Origin of the sequence: Methylotenera oryzisoli (assembly GCF_004661485.1) — a bacterium.
GTDB classification, from domain to species: Bacteria; Pseudomonadota; Gammaproteobacteria; order Burkholderiales; family Methylophilaceae; genus Methylotenera; species Methylotenera oryzisoli.
In genome coordinates this window covers 142707-163965 of record NZ_PQVH01000006.1, presented here as the reverse complement: position 1 = coordinate 163965, position 21259 = coordinate 142707, and the positions used below count along the sequence as shown (strand labels likewise).

General features: G+C 45.2%; 21 protein-coding genes and 1 riboswitch. Of the genes, 6 read left to right on the top strand and 15 right to left on the bottom strand.

From position 1 onward, the window contains the following. Positions 1–3: 3 nt before the first annotated feature. A complete protein-coding gene (gene nhaR / locus C3Y98_RS04220; RefSeq protein ID WP_135276862.1) occupies positions 4–891 on the bottom strand; it encodes a transcriptional activator NhaR in 888 nt (295 codons plus the stop codon). Between the two features lie 139 nt (positions 892–1030). On the opposite strand from nhaR, the gene htpX reads away from it, so the two are divergent. Together htpX and C3Y98_RS04210 are read left to right on the top strand one after the other, a co-directional pair. After that, the gene (htpX, locus tag C3Y98_RS04215; protein WP_135276861.1) at positions 1031–1903 is read left to right on the top strand and encodes a protease HtpX; all 873 of its coding nucleotides are present in this window, start codon (positions 1031–1033) and stop codon (positions 1901–1903) included. 149 nt (positions 1904–2052) lie between these two features. Next, positions 2053–3018: a TerC family protein gene (locus C3Y98_RS04210; protein WP_135276860.1), complete on the top strand. Its 966-nt coding sequence runs from the start codon at positions 2053–2055 to the stop codon at positions 3016–3018. A 59-nt stretch (positions 3019–3077) separates the two neighbouring features. Here the strand turns inward: C3Y98_RS04210 and C3Y98_RS04205 are convergent, their stop codons facing one another. Next, positions 3078–3674 (bottom strand): cytochrome b, encoded by a 597-nt coding sequence (locus C3Y98_RS04205; protein WP_135276859.1) that lies wholly within the window; start codon positions 3672–3674, stop codon positions 3078–3080. Positions 3675–3786: 112 nt separating this feature from the next. Between C3Y98_RS04205 and C3Y98_RS04200 the strand changes: the two genes are divergently transcribed. Continuing rightward, on the top strand, positions 3787–4725 hold the full coding sequence (locus C3Y98_RS04200) for a quinoprotein relay system zinc metallohydrolase 2 (RefSeq protein ID WP_135276858.1): 939 nt from the start codon (positions 3787–3789) through the stop codon (positions 4723–4725). Positions 4726–4777: 52 nt separating this feature from the next. On the opposite strand, the gene C3Y98_RS04195 is transcribed toward C3Y98_RS04200, so the two are convergent. Beyond that, positions 4778–5152: a DoxX family protein gene (locus C3Y98_RS04195; RefSeq protein WP_135276857.1), complete on the bottom strand. Its 375-nt coding sequence runs from the start codon at positions 5150–5152 to the stop codon at positions 4778–4780. A 39-nt stretch (positions 5153–5191) separates the two neighbouring features. Here C3Y98_RS04195 and C3Y98_RS04190 point away from each other — a divergent pair, with 39 nt between their 5' ends. Beyond that, positions 5192–5668, top strand: coding sequence for a GNAT family N-acetyltransferase (locus C3Y98_RS04190; RefSeq protein ID WP_135276856.1), 477 nt, complete (start codon positions 5192–5194; stop codon positions 5666–5668). An 85-nt stretch (positions 5669–5753) separates the two neighbouring features. Here C3Y98_RS04190 and pqqA read toward each other — a convergent pair whose 3' ends face one another. Next, positions 5754–5825, bottom strand: coding sequence for a pyrroloquinoline quinone precursor peptide PqqA (gene pqqA / locus C3Y98_RS04185; protein WP_012777389.1), 72 nt, complete (start codon positions 5823–5825; stop codon positions 5754–5756). Between the two features lie 205 nt (positions 5826–6030). On the opposite strand from pqqA, the gene C3Y98_RS04180 reads away from it, so the two are divergent. Beyond that, on the top strand, positions 6031–7218 hold the full coding sequence (locus C3Y98_RS04180; RefSeq protein WP_135276855.1) for a GGDEF domain-containing protein: 1188 nt from the start codon (positions 6031–6033) through the stop codon (positions 7216–7218). 2 nt (positions 7219–7220) lie between these two features. On the opposite strand, the gene C3Y98_RS04175 is transcribed toward C3Y98_RS04180, so the two are convergent. Beyond that, on the bottom strand, positions 7221–8405 hold the full coding sequence (locus C3Y98_RS04175) for an HPP family protein (protein ID WP_209308738.1): 1185 nt from the start codon (positions 8403–8405) through the stop codon (positions 7221–7223). A gap of 250 nt (positions 8406–8655) precedes the next feature. Between C3Y98_RS04175 and fae the strand changes: the two genes are divergently transcribed. Beyond that, a complete protein-coding gene (fae, locus tag C3Y98_RS04170) occupies positions 8656–9207 on the top strand; it encodes a formaldehyde-activating enzyme (protein WP_019896743.1) in 552 nt (183 codons plus the stop codon). 102 nt (positions 9208–9309) lie between these two features. Here the strand turns inward: fae and C3Y98_RS04165 are convergent, their stop codons facing one another. From C3Y98_RS04165 to thiC, 10 genes are all read right to left on the bottom strand, one after another. Beyond that, on the bottom strand, positions 9310–9600 hold the full coding sequence (locus C3Y98_RS04165) for a YqjK-like family protein (RefSeq protein WP_135276853.1): 291 nt from the start codon (positions 9598–9600) through the stop codon (positions 9310–9312). 9 nt (positions 9601–9609) lie between these two features. Further along, positions 9610–9993, bottom strand: coding sequence for a phage holin family protein (locus tag C3Y98_RS04160; RefSeq protein WP_135276852.1), 384 nt, complete (start codon positions 9991–9993; stop codon positions 9610–9612). 5 nt (positions 9994–9998) lie between these two features. After that, positions 9999–10325: an ElaB/YgaM/YqjD family protein gene (locus tag C3Y98_RS04155; protein WP_135276851.1), complete on the bottom strand. Its 327-nt coding sequence runs from the start codon at positions 10323–10325 to the stop codon at positions 9999–10001. 131 nt (positions 10326–10456) lie between these two features. Further along, complete coding sequence (gene mutY, locus C3Y98_RS04150; RefSeq protein WP_135276850.1) at positions 10457–11509, bottom strand: A/G-specific adenine glycosylase; 1053 nt, start codon at positions 11507–11509, stop codon at positions 10457–10459. A 52-nt stretch (positions 11510–11561) separates the two neighbouring features. Next, positions 11562–14234, bottom strand: a complete 2673-nt coding sequence (locus tag C3Y98_RS04145) for an AsmA family protein (protein ID WP_135276849.1) — start codon at positions 14232–14234, stop codon at positions 11562–11564. Positions 14235–14314: 80 nt separating this feature from the next. Next, positions 14315–15142: an undecaprenyl-diphosphate phosphatase gene (locus C3Y98_RS04140; RefSeq protein WP_135276848.1), complete on the bottom strand. Its 828-nt coding sequence runs from the start codon at positions 15140–15142 to the stop codon at positions 14315–14317. Between the two features lie 163 nt (positions 15143–15305). After that, positions 15306–15695, bottom strand: coding sequence for a YidB family protein (locus C3Y98_RS04135; protein WP_135276847.1), 390 nt, complete (start codon positions 15693–15695; stop codon positions 15306–15308). Between the two features lie 46 nt (positions 15696–15741). After that, a complete protein-coding gene (locus C3Y98_RS04130; protein WP_135276846.1) occupies positions 15742–17001 on the bottom strand; it encodes a pseudouridine synthase in 1260 nt (419 codons plus the stop codon). A gap of 214 nt (positions 17002–17215) precedes the next feature. Then, on the bottom strand, positions 17216–18859 hold the full coding sequence (locus tag C3Y98_RS04125) for a hypothetical protein (protein WP_209308737.1): 1644 nt from the start codon (positions 18857–18859) through the stop codon (positions 17216–17218). A 202-nt stretch (positions 18860–19061) separates the two neighbouring features. Beyond that, positions 19062–20945, bottom strand: coding sequence for a phosphomethylpyrimidine synthase ThiC (gene thiC, locus C3Y98_RS04120; RefSeq protein ID WP_019896733.1), 1884 nt, complete (start codon positions 20943–20945; stop codon positions 19062–19064). Between the two features lie 64 nt (positions 20946–21009). Continuing rightward, positions 21010–21110: riboswitch (TPP riboswitch) on the bottom strand. Between the last annotated feature and the right edge of the window lie 149 nt (positions 21111–21259).

Genomic DNA, 21259 nt, shown 5'->3' with positions numbered 1-21259 from the left:
TTTTTAGCTTATCTTTGATGATGTCATGTTAACAGCGACGACCGCAGGGTGATTGGCGCGACGTTCTACAGAAATGGCGTAGAATCGTTCGGTCACTTGATCGGTCTCGCCAATTTTAATCACATTGTGTTGCGCAATCACTTCATCTGCAATGATGGATGGCGCACAGAATATTCCAACGCCTGCCTGACCAAAGGCACGCATAAGCGCGCTATCATCAAACTCTCCCACAATTTGTGGCTGCATACGCAATGTGTTGAGCCATGACATCAGGCGTTTACGTACAGCGCTGTCCTCGCCTGGTACCAGTAACGGTGTGTTACTTAGATGTTGTGGAAACACTAGCGCAGACGATTGTACAAGGCCAGAAACTGCAAAGAAGCTCACGCCGCATTCCAATAGTTGCTGGCTACGGCCTTTAATATCAATTTCACTAGGCATAGGGCGGTCTGATAACACCAAATCCAGACGATGGATGGCAAGCTCACCGAGTAAAGACTCTAGCTTACCTTCACGACAAATAATTTTAATCGGTTCTGCTAATGACATTGCAGGCGCTAGTAATCGATAGGCAATGGATTTGGGAACAGCATCGGAAATACCCACTCTAAATAATCGTGAACGTTCTTTGGAGCCTGCGCGCAGTGTTTCTTCTAGTGCATTACCGGTTTGAAATATGTCGTCAGCGTAAGTGAGTGCCAACTCTCCAGTTTCGGTAAGTTCGATGCCGCGCCCAACTTTTCTGAATAGTGAAACACCGAGTGAGGCTTCAAGAATTGCAATTTGCCCGCTGATGGTTTGTGGCGTTAAATGTAACTGTCTGCTGGCTTTCACAATGCTGCCAGCTTTTGCTACCGCCCAAAAGTAATGGAATTGTTTGTAATTAATCATATGGGTGAACAATAGCTCGTAAAAACCGAATAATCAATCAGAAATATTCTGCTTTTATTGAATATAGAAACAGACTAAAGTAGCAGCATGATAATCATGCTTGATTTCACAAAGCGTTGATTCAACCGAAGGAGACCATATGAAACGTATTTTATATTTTCTAGCAACCAACCTAGCCATTGTGTTTGTGCTTTCTATCACCATGCGTATTTTGGGGGTAGAGCCATATTTAAATGCGAACGGCTTGAATCTGAGTAGCTTGTTAGTTTTTTCAGCCATTATGGGTTTTGGCGGTGCATTTATCTCGCTAGCGATTTCTAAATGGACAGCAAAACGTATGTCTGGTGCGGTAGTGATTGAAGAGCCGCGCACACCAACAGAGATCTGGCTGGTGAAAACAGTGCGTCAACAGGCCGATGCCGTGGGGATTAAAATGCCAGAAGTGGCTATTTTTGATACACCAGAGGTGAATGCATTTGCAACCGGCATGACTAAAAACAGTTCTTTGGTGGCAGTATCAAGTGGCTTATTAAATGCCATGACGCGAGACGAAGCTGAAGCGGTGCTGGCACATGAGGTATCACACATTGCCAATGGTGACATGGTCACATTGACCCTGATTCAAGGTGTGGTGAATACGTTTGTGATGTTCTTATCACGCGTGATTGGCTATGTTGTGGATAAGGTAGTGTTTAAAACTGAACGCGGTACCGGCCCTGCATTTTTTATCACCATGATGATTGCGCAGTTTGTATTAGGTATTTTGGCGTCTATGATTGTGATGTGGTTTTCACGTCAACGTGAATTCAGGGCGGATGCTGGTGCGGCTAAATTATCAAGTAAAAACAAGATAATTGCAGCGCTGCAACGTTTGCAGGCACAGCATGAACCTTCAGCATTGCCAGAGCAAATGGCTGCTTTTGGTATCTCAGGCAAAGGTGGGTTATCAAAACTATTTGCTAGCCACCCAGGTTTGGATGAGCGTATTGCCGCATTGCGTGAAGCACAATAAGTAAAAGTGGCTACCGTTAGCAAGGTGGCCGCTGTAGTAAACCAAGGCTGAGAGATATAAACGGTATTTCTCGGCCTTATTTATGTTCGGTAGCGTGATTGCAAGCAATGCCGATTAATTAATAGAGATGTATGAAATGAGAGGCACGCGTGAGTGAATTAGGGTCGGTAGGTGCTTGGTGGATGTGGGCAGGGTTTGGCATATTTGTGATTGTGATGCTGGCTATAGATATGTTTGCATTAGGGCGCAAAGGCGCACACAAGGTAGGGGCGCGTGAGGCACTTATTTGGTCGTTAGTATGGTTTAGCTTAGCCATGCTATTTGGCGCTGCCCTATGGGCCTGGTTAGACCATACCAGTGGCAGAGCAATTGCGGATGCCAGAGCCATGGAGTACGTGACGGGTTACCTGCTTGAAAAGACCTTGGCTATGGATAACATCTTTGTGTTTGTGATGATATTCAGCTACTTTGCTGTGCCGCTGGAGTATCAAAAGCGCATATTGGTGTATGGAGTGCTAGGAGCGATTATCTTACGCGCGCTAATGATATTGGTCGGGGCTTGGTTGATTGCTGAGTTTCACTGGGTGCTTTATGTGTTTGGCGCCTTTTTATTGATTACCGGTATCAAGATGTTTGTGTTTGCTGACCATGAGCCTAACTTAGCAACGAATCCATTATTAAAGTGGTTGCGCCAACATATGCGTATTACCGATAAGTTTCATGCGGATAAGTTTTGGATTACGCAGAACGGTGTGCGCTGGTTTACGCCCATGTTCTTGGTATTGGTGCTGATTGAGTTCTCAGATGTGATTTTTGCGATGGATAGTATCCCAGCGATATTTGCGATTACCGATGACCCCTTCATCGTGTTTACCTCCAATATTTTTGCGATATTAGGTTTGCGCGCTTTGTATTTCTTGCTGGCAGATATGGCAGAGCGCTTCCACTTGCTCAAGTTTGGTTTGGCGCTGGTATTGATTTTTATCGGCACAAAAATGCTGATAGTGGAATGGTTTAAAGTCCCTGTGGCGGTGTCATTGGGGGTAGTAGTGGCGGTATTGGGTACCAGCATGCTACTGAGCTTGATTGCTACCAGAAAGCCTGATGAGCACTAACGTGACTGCAATAAAAAAGCCCGCATTGAGCGGGCTTTTTTATTGTTTGATGTATGTAATTAAAAAGACATGCGTTTCATCGTGCCGTCTTTATCAATCCATTTATGTTTTAATGCGCCTAAAATATGCAGGATGATGGCAATCAGAAAGATGGCGCCGATAATTTCATGCGCTTCTTTGAAAATGTCACGCAGCGTGCTGTTATCTAAACCTGCAATGATATCAATACCAAACCACTTTACCCCGTACTTGCCGCTCATGGCCATGATTAAGCCGCTCACTGGCATTGCCACCATTAATAAATACAGCAGGTGATGCGTACCTGTGGCTAGTTTCTTTTCCCATGCTTTATATGAAGCAAGCATCGCCGGCGGGCGGTGTGTAATGCGCCATAGTACACGCAGACCAATCAGTGCTAATAAAGTAACGCCGATAGATTTGTGCAGGTTAAAGTAAAAGTTTCTTGGGCTGACTTCTTCCGCAAGATGCCAGGTGTAAACACCTAAGTCGAACAAATCGAAAGCAGTTTGTTTGGCAGCTTCTTTGGGCAGCTCTGTCATGTACCAACCCAGTGCAAACATGGCAATAACCACCAGTGCAATCAACCAATGCAGAATAACAGCGGGTTTTGTATAGCGTGAAGAATCTTGATTCATAGTAATATCCTAAGTAACACTTCAGTTGACGTTCAATTGTGACTATAGTCATCACAAATGATTGCATAAACGCAGTCATTTTAATCACTAACTTTAACGCAAGGAATCATTTATGAGAATTTTAATGATAACCATGAGCCTATTTTCAATAATGGGCTGTACACATGCGCAAATACAGCATGAAAACTTTGCGCTAGAGACGGTGGCTGAAGGTGTTTATGTGCATCATGGACAACATTTAGATATTGATACAGGCTACCAAGGGGATATCTGTAATATTGGTTTTATTGTCGGTAGCAAGGGCGTAGCCGTGATAGATAGTGGCGGTAGCCTGAAGGTGGGGGAGCAACTACATGCGGCGATTCGTAAAGTCACTAAGCTACCAGTGTTGTATGTGATTAACACGCATGTACATCCAGACCATATTTACGGTAATGCAGCATTTTTGCCTAAAACTGCGAATGAACCCAAGCCTGAGTTTGTAGGCCATGAGAAATTAGGCCATGCCATGGATTTGAGAAGCGAGCAGTACACCAAACTGAATGAGCGCTTGTTGCACGAGGATGCTAAAGGCAGTGATTTGGTAAAGCCAACATTGGCGGTCACCAGCACGTTAGAGCTTGATTTGGGTGATCGGCTACTGGTAGTCACTGCACACCCCCCAGCCCACACCAATACCGATATTAGTTTACTGGATAGCAAAACCGGTACCTTGTTTGCTGGCGATTTGTTATTTATCACGCGTACACCAGTGGTGGAGGGTGATATTAAAGGCTTAATCGCAGAAATTATTAAGTTGAAGAGCAGCCCGGCAAAACAGGTGGTACCAGGACATGGTCCAGTGACCAAGGATTGGTTAGCAGCTTTAACCGATGCCGAGCGTTATTTAACCGTACTATTGAGCGATGTACGCACTAACATTAAGCGCAATATCAGTATGGAAAAAACCATGGATACTGCGGCCGAGAGTGAGCGCAATAAGTGGCAGCTGTTTGAAATTGCCAATCGACGCAATGTCAATACGATATACCCAGTGTTGGAGTGGGAATAAAAAAGCGGCTAATGAAGCCGCTTGAGTGTTGCCGATTTAAGCTAAATGCCGGTTAAGCATTTTTCTTGCAGTTGTCTAAGCTGCATGCTGTATTTGGGTTTGCGTGTAATAGCAACAAACCGCCGGCAATGGCCAAGTATTGCAATAGTGGCAATTTCAGTAATAGGGTTAAGCCCACGATATAAAATGCCATGACTAACGCAAAGGCTTTGGTTTTGTAGCCTAGTAATAAAGCTAAGCCACCAATACAGTTCACTAAAATAATGAGCGGGGCAAAAATGCCAGGCAAGCCCATGCTACCTAAACTAGCTTGATATTGCTGATATCCGTCAGGATTATTAGTAAAACCAATAATCAGCACCACAACTTGAACCAGGAATAATTGTGATAATAAAACGCGTGCTGCAGTTGCTAAGTATTTTTGCATATAACACCTTAATCATTAATTAAAGACCAAGGCTGCATAATGCCTGTTACTGCCAACGCTCGCAAGGGGTTAACATTGCAAGATCATTTCAATATAGAGCAAGTAAGCTGGCAAACGCGCGCGCCACAACTAATCGCGGTGCGGGAAGCGGTGTTTATCGTTGAGCAGAAAGTGCCGGCAGGACTGGAGTGGGATGGTTTAGATGAAGCAGCGCAACATTTATTAGCGTTCAACGCAGCAGGAGAGGCCATAGGCTGCGCCAGATTGTTAGGGGGTGGTAGTATAGGCCGTATGGCGGTATTAAAGCCCTGGCGAGGCTCAGGAGTAGGTGCTGCCTTACTCAAAGCGGCGATAGCTTATTATCAGCAACGAGCATTGCCTGTCATTACCCTGTCAGCACAAGTGCATGCGATTGCCTTTTATGAGAAGTTTGGCTTTAAGGTGTGTAGCGAGGCGTATATGGATGCGGGTATTTTGCACAGGGATATGCAGCGCATAGAGCCATCACTGGTTTAAAGGGTAGATAATTTTAGCTATTAAAAAAGCCTGCACATTACTGAGCAGGCTATTTATTTCGCGAGACGTCGCTGGCTAAGTTGTATTACTTGTTCATTACGTACATAGTCACTTCAAAGCCAAAACGCATTTCTGTTGCTGCTGGTGTTGTCCACATAATAATTCTCCGGTTAGTTATTAACATCAAGATTGATGCTGTGCTTGTATGATTAGTATCATACCCAACAGTTGCAGCCTAGGCGTATGTACTTTAATGAATGCAGCATCATGATTTTACGTAATTATTTAGCTAATTAAGTTTGCGATAAATTTCTTAAATATCCGTAATTAATAGATAATACTGATAGTTATTAGGAGTTTACATGGGCTTAGATGCACGTACTGTCATGGTGATGTTTTCCATGCTGGCGTTTATGTTTTTCTGCTTGTTTGAATTGGCAGGTTTGCGGGTAGGTAATATACGTGGCGTTAGGCAATGGGCGATAGCTAGTCTGTGCATGAGCCTAGGGTTTAGCCTTGCCTATTTTTATGGGCAAACAACGCCAGGGCATGAATGGGCCGCGGTGATTGGTTTAACTCTATTTGCATTGGGCACCTGCTTACAATTGACTGGGATTCTAGCGTTCAAAAAGCAAGCGGTTTCATGGAGCATACTGATCTTATTTATTGTCATTACTATATGCCAAGCTACTTGGTTTAGTGTGATTAATCCTGATACACGCATGCGTGCGATTGTTAATTCCCTCTTGTTTTTTAGTGTTTACACTGTGTGCGCTCGCGTGCTGCTAGTTAAGGTAGAGGCTTCACAAAAACTTGCGTACTGGTTTACCGGTGCTTCATTCGTAGCTTTAGCTTTATTAATGTTAACGCGAGCAGTAGTGCTGCTACTATCTCCAGATGCTGAAATAGGCTTGCATGTAAATACCTCAATTAATACTCTGCCATTTGTGATTGCGAGTCTACTTGAATTTAGTGTGGCTTTTGGTTTGTTGTTGATGCTTAATCATCGTCTGATTGCTGACGTTTACCAAATGGCGTCGCGTGATGCGCTTACTGGCGTGCTCAATCGCCGACGGATTGAAGAGGAAGCTGTGCGTCTGAGGGCACGTTGCATGCGTACTGGTGAGACCTTGGCGATTATGATGATTGATATAGATTTCTTTAAATCTATTAATGATCGTTATGGCCACCCGGTTGGGGATAAAGTGTTGTGTGCGGTAGCGGATATCGCACAAAAATCTATCCGGGCTGAGGATTACTTTGCCCGCTATGGCGGTGAAGAGTTCTGCATGTTGCTTACCTCTACAAACGAAAATGAGGCATTAGATTTGGCGGAGCGTTTGCGTTTGGCTTTTGCTGAGTTTACGTTAACCGTGGGTAAAGAGCGGCTTAACATTACAGTGAGTATCGGCGTAGCAGACTCTAGTTTGATTGGTTTAGAGTTTAGCGATTTAGTAGCGGCCGCGGATAAAGCGCTCTATTGTGCTAAAGAGAGCGGGCGTAACCGAGTAGTCACCTATACCGAGATGGATGTGTGCAGTACATCTTAAGACTAAGAGGATAAGCCCAGCGTTTTTAAGTTAGCTACGCGCCCGTGATAGAGCGCAGACACCAAATCAGACTGTGTCACCATGCCCACCAAGCGGCGCTCATCATCAACCACGGGAATATGATGGTGGACCTTGGTTTGCGACATGAGTGGAATCAATTCAATAATATGCATATTGGCTGATGCGGTGACCGCTGGCGATGTCATGATTTGGCCGACTACTTCAGGCTTGTGTGATGACAAGGTATGCGTTCTGCGGATAAAGCTTTTAAGTTTGGTTTCAAAGCCTTCATATACCTCTAAATTGGCATGCTGCATAAAGTTAGCCTGCGTGATGATACCAACCACACGCCGTGCTCGATCAATCACTGGCAGCGCTTTAATTTCGTGCTGTCGCATGAGTAGCCAGGCGTCTTCCAGCAAGGTGCCGAATACGACGCTCACCACATTTTTAGACATAATGTCTGCACAAACAATCTCACCAAAGCGTCGTCGATAAGCGTGCATTTCGGTTTGTTGTAACAAGGTTTGCAAGTCATCACGGCTTACGTCGAGCACTTGGTTGTATTCTTTGAGCACTGCATTTAAATCTTCAGTATTAAAGCCAAAGCGCATTTCAGCGGGAATATCCTTAGCTAATTGCTGAGATGCTTTTACTGCAAGGTGTGGATAAGGGCGGCGTGTTGCATTGTTAAAGATAATGGCGACCAGCAAAAGTATCAACGAGTTAAGCGCGACCGGTGCCAACACAAACCAATAACCCTGTGCATGGATGGTAGCACCGCCCAGTACGGCTGTGAGTGCCACCGCGCCGCTGGGCGGGTGTATGCACCTTAACGCAAACATGGCGACAATGGAAAGACTAACGGCTATCGCAGCGGCAGCAGCTGGGTGTGGGATCCACATAGCGCAAGTCACACCAATGAGGGCTGCTGTGGTATTGCCGCCAATAATCGACCACGGCTGTGCCAGCGGGCTTGAAGGCACTGCGAATAACAGTACGGCGGAAGCGCCCATCGGGGCAATGAGATAGGGGATAGTGCTGGTATCACCCTCTATTAGAACGGTCACTAGGCCAGTTAATAAAATGCCGACAAAAGCGCCAATACCAGCGCGCAGGCGCTCAGTATGATTAACAGCAATGCGTTCTGGGACAAAGCCTTTCAGCCAGTTTTTAAGTTTATCCAAGCTTGTGAACCTAAGTATGTTTTTAATGATATTACACTATGCACTAATTTGGCGCACCAGATTAGTGCGCTGATGCGGTACACGGCCCACTGTGGAGGGTTTATACATGCTAGGGATGCTTTATTTGCATGTAAATTGCTTAAAGCAGGGCTATTCTATAAAATCCTACTTTATAGAGTAGCATCATTAATTTTATTCATAACTGATTTTATTCGTATTTTCCATCGTTTTATTTTCTCAAGGATTTCTCATGTCAAAAATCATTTTCAAAGCAGGCGAAGCTACTGTTTACTCAGAAGGTAAAGACGTTACCGCAGCAATGCCAGAAATCTTAATCGGCGCGGTTGACGGCCCAGTAGGCCAAGCGTTTGCAAACTTGATGGCACAAAGCAAAGGCCACACTGCAATGTTTGCGGTACGTGATATCAACCAATTGGTGCGTCCAGTATGTATGACCGTACCAAAAGTAACATTGAAAGGCAGCACAGATGTAGCCTTGTTCGGCGGTGTGGTACAAGCGGCAACAGCTGATGCGATTTTGGACTGTGTAATTGAAGGCATCATCCCTAAAGAGCAAGCAAATGATCTATGTATCATCAGCTTAGTGTGGATTGACCCAGGTTGTATCGAGCTAGAAAAGGCAGGCACTTTAGACAAAGCTGATATGTACAAAAACAACTACGATGCGACTAAATTGGCGATCAAACGTGCATTGAACGACGAGCCTAGCATTGACGAATTAATTGCTAACCGTCACAAAATCAAACACTGCATGTGGGAAGATTCTTGGGATCAAAAATAAGATAGCTGATTAAGTTATCTCATCTACATTGATGGTTAAGCTGTACTAGGCTTAAACATCAGAATTGTAGGTGAACAAAAAAGCGGCTATAAGCCGCTTTTTTTATTTCCTGATTAAGATATCACTGACACTGCGTGCCAGATTGAGTGCAGAAAAACCGGTTTTTAACCACTTGAGCACACGGCTAGGGCGAATAACGCTAATTGCGGTGGTGACCCCAAGCATCAAAATAGGGTGTTGCCGTACGTAACGTACAAGTTGAAAGCCTCGGTAAGCAATGGTTAACGGTTTGCCTAAAGGGGCGATATCTTGTGCGAGTAAGGCACGTTGCGATGCCGCTTTAAGGATTAGTTTTTCGCGGCGCTCGGCGATGGTTGCGCGTTTCGGACTCACAAATCGCTCCTAGTCTCTGCTGGTTTCTTGATGATCTTTCACCAGCTCAGCTAAGCTGGCTTCGAACATCCTAGGCATGGATTTGAGCGCGCGAATCGCTAGCGCACCAATGACGCCGCCAGTGAAAATAAATAGTCCGGTGAGCAGGCTTAACACCAGCAAACGATGCGTATCCCAGAATAAAACCACAATCAGGATTGCCAACAACACCATACCGAAGCACAGGCAAAACAGGGCAACAAAGGTCATCGCCAGTAATGAGATTAGACGCTCGCGTCCTTCTTCTAAGTCTGTACTTAGGAGTTCAAGGCGCGTGTGTACAATCCCAATACAGGTGTTGGTAAGCCTTTTCAGCGAGCCTAATAGCCCGTCATTGTTATTGCTATCACTCATTGCAATTAACGGCGGCCAATAAGTAAACCAACCACTAAGCCAACGCCCGCTGCGATGCCAACTGCATGCCAAGGTTTGTCGTGCACATAGTCATCGGTTGCGCGTGCTGCGGCTTTGGTTTTTGCCACTAAAACTTCTTGTGCATCGGCTAATTTTTCTTTGGCAACAGCAAGTGATTCTTCAGTTTTTGCACGTAAATTTGCCATTGCTTCGCCGCCCTGACTAGCGGTTGCTTTTAGTAAGGCTTCTGCATCAGCGATGACTACTTTGAAGTCGGCAATCAATTGTTCTTTAGAAACATCTACTGGTGAAGGTAAATTGTTGTTGTTCATTTATGTTTCTCCTTATGTGTTGTTGTTTGAGAGAGGTCTGACCGCCATCTGAACGTTAGATTCAATTTAATTGATGGTAATGATAGCTTTAATCCTACGCCTTGCTTGGACATAGGGCAAGAAGTGTATGGTTAAGAGCGGTCGTGAGCTAGTTTTAAGAGAATATTACGTACCGGAGTGGGTATTGCGGCACCAAGTGCATCTTCGATCGTCAGCCAGATTGCCGTTGCTTCGCGCGCTTGTAGTGCGTGCTGGCTAACGGTAAGGGGCTGAGGCTTAATATGCAACTTAAAATGAGTAAAAACGTGGCTGATGGGGGCTAATGGTGCATCTACCGTTGCGTTGATGCCAAATTGCTTGAGCACGGTCGCGGCGTAATCCTGATTCTCTGTATCGTCCGATTCCGGAAAGCTCCATAAGCCACCCCATATGCCTGAGGGTGGGCGCTTGACCAGCATCACCTCATTGCCTTGCTGCAAGATGAGCATGGTGGTGTTCTTCTCAGGGATGCTTTTTTTGGGCTTGGGGGTAGGTAATACTGAGGTGAGGTTTTGTTGGCGCGCTAAACAGCTTTCATTTAAAGGACATACCGCACATTTAGGCTTGCTTCTGGTGCATACGGTTGCACCCAAGTCCATCAGGCCTTGGGTGTAGGCTACCATGTCAGACTGAGGTAATAGGCTCTCAGCTAGCTGCCATAGTGCCTTTTCAATTTTGGGTGCGCTGGTCCAGCCGCTAATGGCAAAGTGCCTTGCCAGCACCCGTTTTACATTGCCATCCAAAATGGTTTGCACCTGATGAAAGGCAAACGAGGCGATGGCCGCTGCGGTGGAGCGGCCAATGCCGGAGAGTGTTTGTATGGTGTTGAAGTCTTGTGGGAACTGCCCAGCATGTTCGTCCACAATAGTTTGTGCGGCATGGTGCAGGTTACGTGCTCTAGAGTAGTAACCAAGGCCGCTCCAATGCTGCAATACTTCATCTTGTGTGGCATTGGCTAAGTCGGAAATGGTTGGAAAGCGGGCCATGAATTTGCCGTAGTAACCAATTACCGCCGATACTTGGGTTTGCTGTAGCATGATTTCAGATACCCAGATGGCATAGGGGTCTGTAGTGTTTTGCCAAGGTAGGTCGTGTCGACCGTGTATTTTTTGCCAAGAAATCAGGCGGCTGGCAAAGTCAGTCATGAATCAAGCTACTTAATAAAAATGAAAGAGGGTGTAACTGTATGCAAGTTGCTTAAAATTTGAACAGTTTTTTAAGTTTTTGCTCTGCTTTTTCTTTCGCTAACTCTTCAGCTGATTTTGGCTGCTCTGTGGTGCTGCCGTCTGCCGGTGCAGTAGCACTATCTGCAGGTTTGTTTTTATCGAGCAGGCCTTTTAATGCATCTACTTTGTTACCATCGCCCACCAGTGCTTTCACGGCACCAGCTTTATCGCCACCCACTTTGTCGATTAAATTGGATTTCGCAATAGCGGTGCCCAGTGCGGCAAAATCAATGCCATATTTAGGCGCAGAAAAAGTACCAGTCACCTTAACGGGGATGGATACACCAGCAAGCGAATCAAGCTCTGCGCCGCCCTGGCCTTTAAGGGATTTAACAATCGTCGGTTTAGCTAAGTAGTTAATGGTTTCGTTAGCAATATCTACATCGCCACGGCTATCACCTTTGGCTAAGCGCAAAATAGGAGCCTTCATGGCAAGGTCCTCGTTGTGGGCGACCCCATTTTTAATGTTAAATGACGCGGTGAGTTCACTAAAGTCAGTTTTCTGTGTTTGGTCAGCACCAATGCTGTTTTTGTCTTTGAAAATATTGATTTTAGATTTGGCATTGCGAATAGTGCCGGCAATGTCGATGCCCTTGATTGCACCATCGGCCAGTTGCAGTGAGGATGTGCCATTCAGCGCTTTTTTCATGGCACCTACAGTATTGCCTGCTGCGGTTACGTCAACGCTGAGCGTGCCTTTGCCGTCTAACATATCATTATTGATCGCATCTACTAGCAAAGGGCCAATGGCAATGCCTTTCATGTCTTGCTTGAAGGCGATGCTGGGGGTGCTGCGTGCGTCTACCCTAAGTGAGCCATTCATACTGCCTTGATACAAATTTGCAGACAGTGGGGCAATAGTGGCAACGCCATCAGCGGCTTTTAAGTCTACACGCACGTTTGAAGCCTTGGTTTTGCCGTATCTTAAATTGCCAATACGGATAGAGCCATTGGCATTCAGTGCTTTCAGTGCGCTTAAATCCAGCGGAGCATCGCCAGTGTTGGCTTTGGTTTCTACTGGCTTGTCACTTGCAATGATATATTTATCAAGATTCAGCTGGTCAATATCAAGATCAAACGTATAAAGCGGTTTGTGAAATTGGCTGATGCCCAAGCTCCCTTTAATCTGGCTCTCGTCAAACTTCACATTTAAGCCGGATAGTGCCAGCTTTTGCCCATCGGCTTTCACATTAACATTGAGGCCAGATAAGCGATATTTGTCGTAACTGATTTGTCCAATATTGATTTTGCCGTCTAAGAGTAAATTAGCCAATGCCGACATATCAGCAGGTTTTTGGCTGGCTGGCTCAGCTTTTTTAGGCTTGCTTGGGCCTAATAGCTTGTTTAAGTCTAAAGCATCCGCAGTTAAATTAAACTGAATATTGGGTTTTTTAAAGTTAGCGAGCGCTACGTTACCGTTAAGCTTGGTGTTATCTACATTCATTAAGAATTTGCTATGCACTTGTTCTTGCTTAGCATCTGCGTGCAAACTTAAATCAAAACTCACTTTGGCACTGCCATTAGGGATGGCAGGGTCTTTAATGTCGATATTGCCGGCAAATTTTGGTAAGTCAAAAATCAGGCTTTCCAGATTGCCTTGGAACGGAGATGAAAACTTGCCGTTGATGCTGCGCTTACCTTGTGTACCAGTGATGTCACCACTAATGCCGCTGCTTTGTAGTGCTTTAGGCGAACCTTTAATATCAGCCAGGATTAAGTTTGCTTTAAAGTTGTCGCTCGCTTTTTCTTGGCTTAAGCTCACGGTGATTTTTTTGCTGGTGACTTCATCCTTTTGCGCAACCAGTGCGGGTGCGTTTAAATCCAAGGTGACTTTGGCACCGTCAAATTGACCGGCTAAGGCTAATTTCAAGCTATCGACTAAGAATTCACGCGTTTCCGGCTTGGCATCAACATCACCGCTTAAGGTGATTGCTACATCTTTACCGCCCAGCACATCGCCTTTAATGCTGGCGTCTAGGTTTTTTGCGGCAAAGTGTTTGGCCTCAGGATCTGCAAGGAAAGTCCCCTTAAGTTTTACATTAGCCGCCAATGCCGGTTGATTTGCCGTTGCGCTAAAGTCAGTGGCCAGATCAATCGGCTCAGCTAATGCGATGTGGCCAGAAGTTAAATTGAACTTAGAGAGTGCATATTTTGCACCCGTGCCTTCGTCGGTATAGTTGATGGCAGAGTTGGTGACTTTAACGCCATCCACATCAAATTTAATTTGCTCGGACTCTTCTTCATCCTTGCTGAGTAGGTCATCAAAGTTATTAGTGCCATCTTTATATTTAATGATGTTAGCCTGCGCACCATCAATGTAGACGGTATCTACCACCAGCTCTTTTTTAAGCAAAGGTAACAGAGCTAGTGCTACTTTTGCACCTTGAATCGAGGCAAAAGTTTGCTCGGAGTTGTGTTCAGAAATTGAAAGTTTGCCTAAATCTGCCCCAATTTTAGGCCAGAAAGCGAGTTTGATATCGCCCTCAATATTCAGGGTGCGCTGTTTCTTTTCTTGCACTAGCTTAATGATGAGCGGCTTGTAATCATTCGGGTTAAATGTTGCAGAGATGATGGCAACGGCCAGAACCAGCAAGGCAACCACGCCAGCTGCACCGTAGAGACCGTATTTCAATAATTTTTTCATGATGTCACCTTTGTTAGCTATATTGATAATGCGTCTGTTGTCATTACCAGTATATGCACGTTCATATTGTTGTTATTACTTCAGTGTACAGTCCAGTCGACTAAGCCTGTATACGCGGTTAGCAGTACGATTCCGCCAAATGCAAGGCGATACCATGCAAAAATCGTAAAGTCATGGTTGCTGACGTAGCGAATAAGCGCTCTAACCGCAATCATGGCACTAATGAAAGAAAATATAAACCCCATTGCCCATGCGCCCATGTCATCCATACTGAGCAGGGCACGATCTTTGTACATCGAGTAAATAGAGGCAATCCCTAGCGTTGGGACAGCGAGGAAAAATGAAAATTCCGCGGCCGCTTTGCGTGATAAACCAAAAAATAGGCCGCCGATAATGGTGGAGCCAGAGCGTGACATGCCTGGAATCAGCGCTACTGCTTGTGCCAGCCCTAGTTTTAAGGCATCTAAGGGACGAATGTCATCCACGGTTTCTATGGTCACGGTATGTGTGCGCCTCTCTGCCCACAAAATAATAAACGCACCAATAATAAACGCCAGGGCAACCGGCACTGGTTTAAACAGATGGGTTTTGATGGTGCTACCAAAAGCCAAGCCCAAGATGGCTAGTGGCAAGAACGCAATGCTCAAATTAATGAATAAACGGTTGGCGATGGGGTCGCGCCCGATCCCTGCAAATGTACTGACAAAACGCGTACGGTACTCCCATACCACCGCTAAGATAGCGCCCAGCTGTATCGCAATATCAAATACATTCCGTTTTTCATGGTTCATGAAATTGAGCAGGTCACCGGCCAAGATTAAATGTCCGGTGCTGGAGATAGGCAAGAACTCGGTAGCGCCCTCAACAATGCCCAGTAAGGCGGCTTTAAGTAGTAACAAGATATCCATATGCTGATTTTATTAAATAAAGTGATTGGTAAGCAGTAACAGAGCTTACAGGCAAAGGTTAACGTACAGTAATTTTAGTATGTGCATAGCAGGGCATTGTGATGCCAGGTATGTGAGTATTGAATAGAAACGGCGCCTAAGCGCCGTTTCTATTGTGGTGCTGTTATTTAAGCATCCCCATGACGGCTGTCAGCAGGTTGCCTGAGTTGCTGTCTACTTCACCATTGGGCGTCATTTTGTCGATGGCCTGCGGTAAGTATTCTGCAATTTTTGCGCTGATGTCACTAGGTGACATCGTTAGTTTTTCGGCAATACCGGCAATACTGTCACGCCCTAGTACTTCTATTACTTGCTCGGCAGAAATTGGTAAGTTGTCGCCTTTGCTAATCCATGATGCAGCTTGTTCAGACAAACCAGCCTCATTAAATTTGGCCACTACGCCTTCCAAGCCACCGTTCTGTTTAAATAGATCCATGGCGATTTGCAACATAGCGCCTTTATCGCCGCCCATGTTGCTTAACACTGCACCAGCTAAACTATCAAATAATCCCATGATACAACCTCGCTATCAATAATTAATCATTAAGCCAGATGCTACATTAAAAGCGCTCATCGTTGCGTAAATATCGCCATTCGCCAACGGGTAATTTACCCAAAGTCACACTGCCGATACGAATACGTTTTAAGCCTACTACGTGCAATCCTACCATTTCGCACATACGGCGAATTTGGCGTTTTTTGCCTTCACGTAATACAAAGCGTAATTGGTCTTCATTTTGCCAGCTTACTTTGGCTGGTTTTAATTTTTCACCATCTAAACTCAAGCCGTAGTTCAAGCGTTTTAAGTCTGCATCGCTAAGCTCGCCAGTCACACGCACCAAGTATTCTTTTTCTACGGTAGAGTCTTCCCCAATCAAATGGCGCGCAACGCGGCCGTCCTGAGTGAGCACTAACATCCCTGTAGAGTCAATATCCAAGCGGCCAGCTGGCGCTAAACCCTGCAGCATGCCGCGATGGAACTGTTTGGGGTGATGGTGGTGTAGCTCTGGATCGTCTTCCCACTGGTTATCTGGGTGTATCAATACAATCGCAGGTTGGTAGCCATCTTCTGCCTGGCCGCTCACATAGCCCACAGGTTTGTGCAGAATAATCGTCACGTTTTCAGCTTGGTATTCCTGAGCGTAACTGCTGATAATGATTTCGGCGTCAGGTTTGATGCGTGAGCCTAGTGTTTCAATAATCTCACCATCTACTTTTACCCAGCCATTCGCAATCCACTCATCTGCTTCGCGGCGTGAACATAAGCCACGTTCTGCCATTACTTTAGATAAGCGTGGCAAATCAGGCTGGCTGGCATTGGCTTTGGCGGCAAATGCTTCTTTATTATTACGTGTTTTATCAAACTCACTGGCTACAAAACCATCGCGCACCTTGCCGCCACGGCGTGGCGGGTTGCGGTAAGCACCTTCACGGTCTGCTCTATCGCGGGTAGTTTGCATGCTGTCTAATTTGTGAGCATCTGGTCTGCGCGCATCCGGATCAATTGGGCGCGGTGATGGCGCACGGCTATCTGGTGTTAGTGCTCTAGGTGTAGAGGACGTGTGCAAGGAGCCATCATGACGGTGGTTACGTTGACGTGGCGCATCTTGATGCGCAGGCCTTGCTTGATCTCTAGTTTGGTCTCTAGATTCACTTCTGGCACGCACCGGCGCGCTTGCCTCTGGTGCGCTAGGGCGTTGTGGTCTAACCGGTGCAGTTGTTCTATCACGCGTAGGCGTGTTTGAGCGGCGTACAGGTGCTTTACTTGCCACATTGCTTGGGGCATCACCAGATTTTTTTGAGAGTTTTAGGGTAGTCAAAAGTTTTTTCCTTGAATGTTACTATTTTACGCCTTTTTTATTGGCTAGGCGTGAATACAATTGATTGAATTTAAAACAAAACAGCCAGCGATTAGCGGGCTGTTTTGATCACATCAAGGTTGAAACTTACTTAAAAATGACCAAAAGCAATCTAAGTCATTTAATCAAATCTGCGATTAGCAGTAGCCATTTGCGTCAGCGTAAAGTGTGACCTCTAATTATCTACTTTACCAAACCAGACGCTTTTCAATTTAGCGACCTTATACAGTAAGCCGGTATTTTCATTAGAAAGTGCGTCTAAGAATAAGGATAACCTGCGTGATTTAACGACCGTGTAAAAGGTGAGGATGCTTACCGGTACAAAGATGCCTACAAAATAGGCAAATTTTTCTATGCTAGTTGTTTGAGAGAAGTCAAAAATATTCATGCCTAGCAAGCCACTGGTCATGGTGCCGATTAAGCCTAAAATGGTGACAACTGTTAGTCTGACTACTGTATCTGCTTGGCGTTTAATTTCTTCGCCTTCTAAATATTCAGCCATATCCATAATGCGGCTACGCGTTTTTTTAAATAAATCTAGCGTGTTTAATTGTTGATGCATCATGGCAAATATATCTTTTGCAACGGCTTGGTCTGATACGCTTTCAAACCAATAGCGATGGGTAAAACGTAGAAATACGCCCATCACATTACGGATGCTTTGTCTAAAGGTTTTGATGGAAGTCTCATCTTCAATATTTAAACGACTAATGGCTTGTACCATGCGGTCTGATAGCATCAACAGTGCTGCTTTTTGAAAGTGGGCAATTAGAAACAGTAAGAAATATTGGCTTTGATAGTTGCGCTTAATGCCAGTTCTTTCATTGGTATATACGCGGTGCTGTTTACTGCCAACTACAATAAAATTTTGCCCTGTGCACATAATGCGAGTGGTGCTCCATGGGTCGCTTTTATTATTATCCCAGTAGCGGTCGTAGCAGTGCTTGTGTTCAAAATTACTTAAAAACTCTTCGGTAAATGGTAGCGTTTCGGAATCCCACGGCTGGGTAACCAAACCTAAGCGTATCAAATCACCACGAGTGAGCTTGCTAACGTCTTCAAACGCTAGGTAAGCCATTAATGGCATACGTTGATATTCAATTTCTCGATAACGAATTTCGCCTTCTTGGCTGGAGTAATGCTGCACCAAGGGGTGCATCAAAAATTCCCAGTGCAAAGAAACGCAGGGTACGTGGTTATCTTTTACAAATGATAAATATCGGGTCTTGTCTTGGTAGTCAGAGCATGCAAGCACATGGCCTTGTTTATCTAACCACTCAATGCTTTTTGCACAGTGGCCGGCATCGCCATTTTCTTCCCAATAATTAGGGTAGGTGCGCCCTAAGCGATACAAAATCTCCATCGCGTGATTGAGCTGGATATTTTCTCCGGTGACTTCAAGCGCTAAAAAAGCGACATCAATATCATAGAAAAAATACAGTTCAATATGCGCTACTTTTAATACGATAGGGGCTTCGTGATTGTTGAGCGTAATGCGGACCTGATTCACATCAGAACGTGAAAAGATATGAATCGGCGACTCACCATAGCCACCAGATTCGCGCCCATGCTTGCCTTCTCCGTATAAAAAGCGCTGCGCAAACGGCATGAAGGTAACAAACTCTTGGTAACGCACTTCACTTAACGATTGTTTGGCTAACGAAAATTCATCTTGAATCTCTTGCCAAGGGCAGTTTTCAGCTTTAAGAATATCCCACGGACGCTGGATTTTTTGGCTGTTCGACTCTGAAATCAGTTGGACAGGCCAAAGCAGCGTTTGTCTAAAGTCAGCAATGACACTGGATTCAATATTGTTCACGACGCAGCCAGATCTAAGATAAAAGAGGATAGCAAAAGTTTAGCATAATGCAGGTTGGCTGAAATGCGCGCAGAAATAAAGCAGACAAATAAGATTAAAGACTTAAACCCTATGCTAAAAATAAAAAAGCCAGCAAGGATGCTGGCTTTTTTATTAGCTAGGAAGTTTATTTAAACTTACAAATAAACCCAGCAAAAGGTGTTTAGACCTTTTGGTAGACTTCTGAACCTTTTTTCACAAACTCAATGGCTTTTTCTTGCATGCCTTTGGTCAGCGCTTCTTGCTCTGAAACACCTTGCTCAGCTGCGTAATCACGTACGTCTTGTGAGATTTTCATTGAGCAGAAGTGTGGGCCGCACATTGAGCAGAAGTGCGCTTGTTTTGCGCCTTCTTGTGGCAATGTTTCGTCGTGGAATTCCTTAGCTTTCTCTGGGTCTAGGCCTAGATTGAACTGGTCTTCCCAACGGAACTCAAAGCGTGCTTTAGATAATGCATTGTCACGGATTTGTGCGCCTGGGTGGCCTTTTGCTAAGTCTGCCGCGTGTGCTGCGATTTTGTAGGTGATGATACCAACACGTACGTCTTCTTTATCTGGTAAACCTAAGTGTTCTTTAGGCGTTACGTAGCAAAGCATGGCACAGCCATACCAGCCGATCATGGCAGCACCGATACCTGAAGTAATGTGGTCATAACCTGGCGCGATATCTGTCGTTAATGGGCCTAATGTATAGAATGGAGCTTCACCGCAATGCTCTAATTGCAGTTCCATGTTTTCTTTAATCAGGTGCATTGGCACGTGGCCTGGGCCTTCGATCATACATTGTACGTCGTGCTTCCAAGCGATTTGTGTCAATTCACCCAATGTTTTCAATTCTGCAAATTGTGCTTCATCGTTAGCATCGTAGATAGAGCCTGGACGTAAGCCATCACCTAAGCTGAATGAAACGTCGTACTGTTTCATGATTTCGCAGATGTCTTCAAAGTGTTCGTACAGGAATGACTCTTTATGATGCGCTAAACACCATTTCGCCATGATAGAACCACCGCGTGACACGATACCGGTCATACGTTTTGCTGTCATTGGGATGTAAGCCAAGCGTACACCCGCATGGATAGTGAAGTAATCCACCCCTTGCTCTGCTTGCTCGATCAATGTGTCGCGGAAGATTTCCCAAGTTAGGTCTTCAGCTTTGCCGTTCACTTTTTCAAGTGCTTGGTAGATAGGCACAGTACCGATAGGCACTGGTGAGTTACGGATGATCCACTCGCGTGTTTCATGGATGTTTTTACCTGTGGATAAATCCATCACGGTATCGCCACCCCAACGTGTACTCCACACCATTTTTTCAACTTCTTCAGAGATAGAAGAACCTAATGCTGAGTTACCGATGTTCGCGTTGATTTTTACCAGGAAGTTACGGCCAATAATCATCGGCTCGATTTCTGGGTGGTTGATGTTCAGTGGGATGATGGCGCGACCACGAGCCACTTCATCACGCACGAACTCTGGTGTAATCATTTTAGGGATATTTGCACCGAAATCTTGGCCAGGGTGTTGTGTTTGCAACAACTCGCTCATGTTTTCACGGCGTTGATTTTCACGGATGGCAATGAACTCCATCTCTGGGGTGATAATGCCTTTACGTGCGTAGTGCATTTGCGATACGTTTTGGCCTGCTTTTGCGCGCAATGGTTTGCGGTGCAGGTTAAAACGCATTTCTGAAAGCTCTGGGTCAACTAAACGTTGGTGACCAAACTCTGAAGTAGGGCCGTCTAATTGCTCTACATCGCCACGTTCCATAATCCAGCCAGTGCGCAATGCAGGCAAGCCGTTACGGATATCGATGCTGATGGTTGGGTCTGTGTATGGGCCTGAGGTGTCATAAACAACAACTGGTGGGTTTTTTTCTGCACCAAAAGCAGAAGGGGTGTCGCTTAATGAAATTTCGCGAAATGGTACGCGAATGTCTGGGCGTGAGCCTTCAACATAAACTTTGCGTGATTTGGCAAAAGGGGTAGTTGCGCTCTCATCTACAGAGGCAGTTTCATTAAGAAACTTGGTAAGATTTTTATCGGTGGCGTTCAAGTGTGGCTCCTAGCAAAAACGTAAGGAGCAGGAAAACTGCGTGCCCTTACTAGTATATTTGTAGGAAAGCGGATAGATGCTTTCCTACGGCGGCATGACCCGCATCAGGTTCGAAGGGTATATCTCACTGTATTTAGGTAAAAATACAGACCCCTAGCAATTAGCGAAATATACGCTAAATTTGCTATAAAACCAAGTGTTTAAGTCAAGTGTTTAATTGCCGTAACTTGCGGATTAAAGTAAGACGGGAGATTACCGTAACTATTTAAGGGTGCTGGCGGTGTATCGCTACGCCTGCCAGTACGCTTGCTAGT

Excerpts from the sequence above, each read along its gene's own strand:
- C3Y98_RS04190 (WP_135276856.1), top strand. The coding sequence starts at position 5,192 with ATGCCTGTTACTGCCAACGCTCGCAAGGGGTTAACATTGCAAGATCAT.
- fae (WP_019896743.1), top strand. The coding sequence starts at position 8,656 with ATGTCAAAAATCATTTTCAAAGCAGGCGAAGCTACTGTTTACTCAGAA.
- nhaR (WP_135276862.1), bottom strand. The coding sequence starts at position 891 with ATGATTAATTACAAACAATTCCATTACTTTTGGGCGGTAGCAAAAGCT.
- htpX (WP_135276861.1), top strand. The coding sequence starts at position 1,031 with ATGAAACGTATTTTATATTTTCTAGCAACCAACCTAGCCATTGTGTTT.
- C3Y98_RS04195 (WP_135276857.1), bottom strand. The coding sequence starts at position 5,152 with ATGCAAAAATACTTAGCAACTGCAGCACGCGTTTTATTATCACAATTA.
- C3Y98_RS04160 (WP_135276852.1), bottom strand. The coding sequence starts at position 9,993 with ATGAGTGATAGCAATAACAATGACGGGCTATTAGGCTCGCTGAAAAGG.
- C3Y98_RS04145 (WP_135276849.1), bottom strand. The coding sequence starts at position 14,234 with ATGAAAAAATTATTGAAATACGGTCTCTACGGTGCAGCTGGCGTGGTT.
- C3Y98_RS04180 (WP_135276855.1), top strand. The coding sequence starts at position 6,031 with ATGGGCTTAGATGCACGTACTGTCATGGTGATGTTTTCCATGCTGGCG.
- C3Y98_RS04205 (WP_135276859.1), bottom strand. The coding sequence starts at position 3,674 with ATGAATCAAGATTCTTCACGCTATACAAAACCCGCTGTTATTCTGCAT.
- C3Y98_RS04200 (WP_135276858.1), top strand. The coding sequence starts at position 3,787 with ATGAGAATTTTAATGATAACCATGAGCCTATTTTCAATAATGGGCTGT.
- C3Y98_RS04135 (WP_135276847.1), bottom strand. The coding sequence starts at position 15,695 with ATGGGATTATTTGATAGTTTAGCTGGTGCAGTGTTAAGCAACATGGGC.
- C3Y98_RS04155 (WP_135276851.1), bottom strand. The coding sequence starts at position 10,325 with ATGAACAACAACAATTTACCTTCACCAGTAGATGTTTCTAAAGAACAA.
- C3Y98_RS04140 (WP_135276848.1), bottom strand. The coding sequence starts at position 15,142 with ATGGATATCTTGTTACTACTTAAAGCCGCCTTACTGGGCATTGTTGAG.
- mutY (WP_135276850.1), bottom strand. The coding sequence starts at position 11,509 with ATGACTGACTTTGCCAGCCGCCTGATTTCTTGGCAAAAAATACACGGT.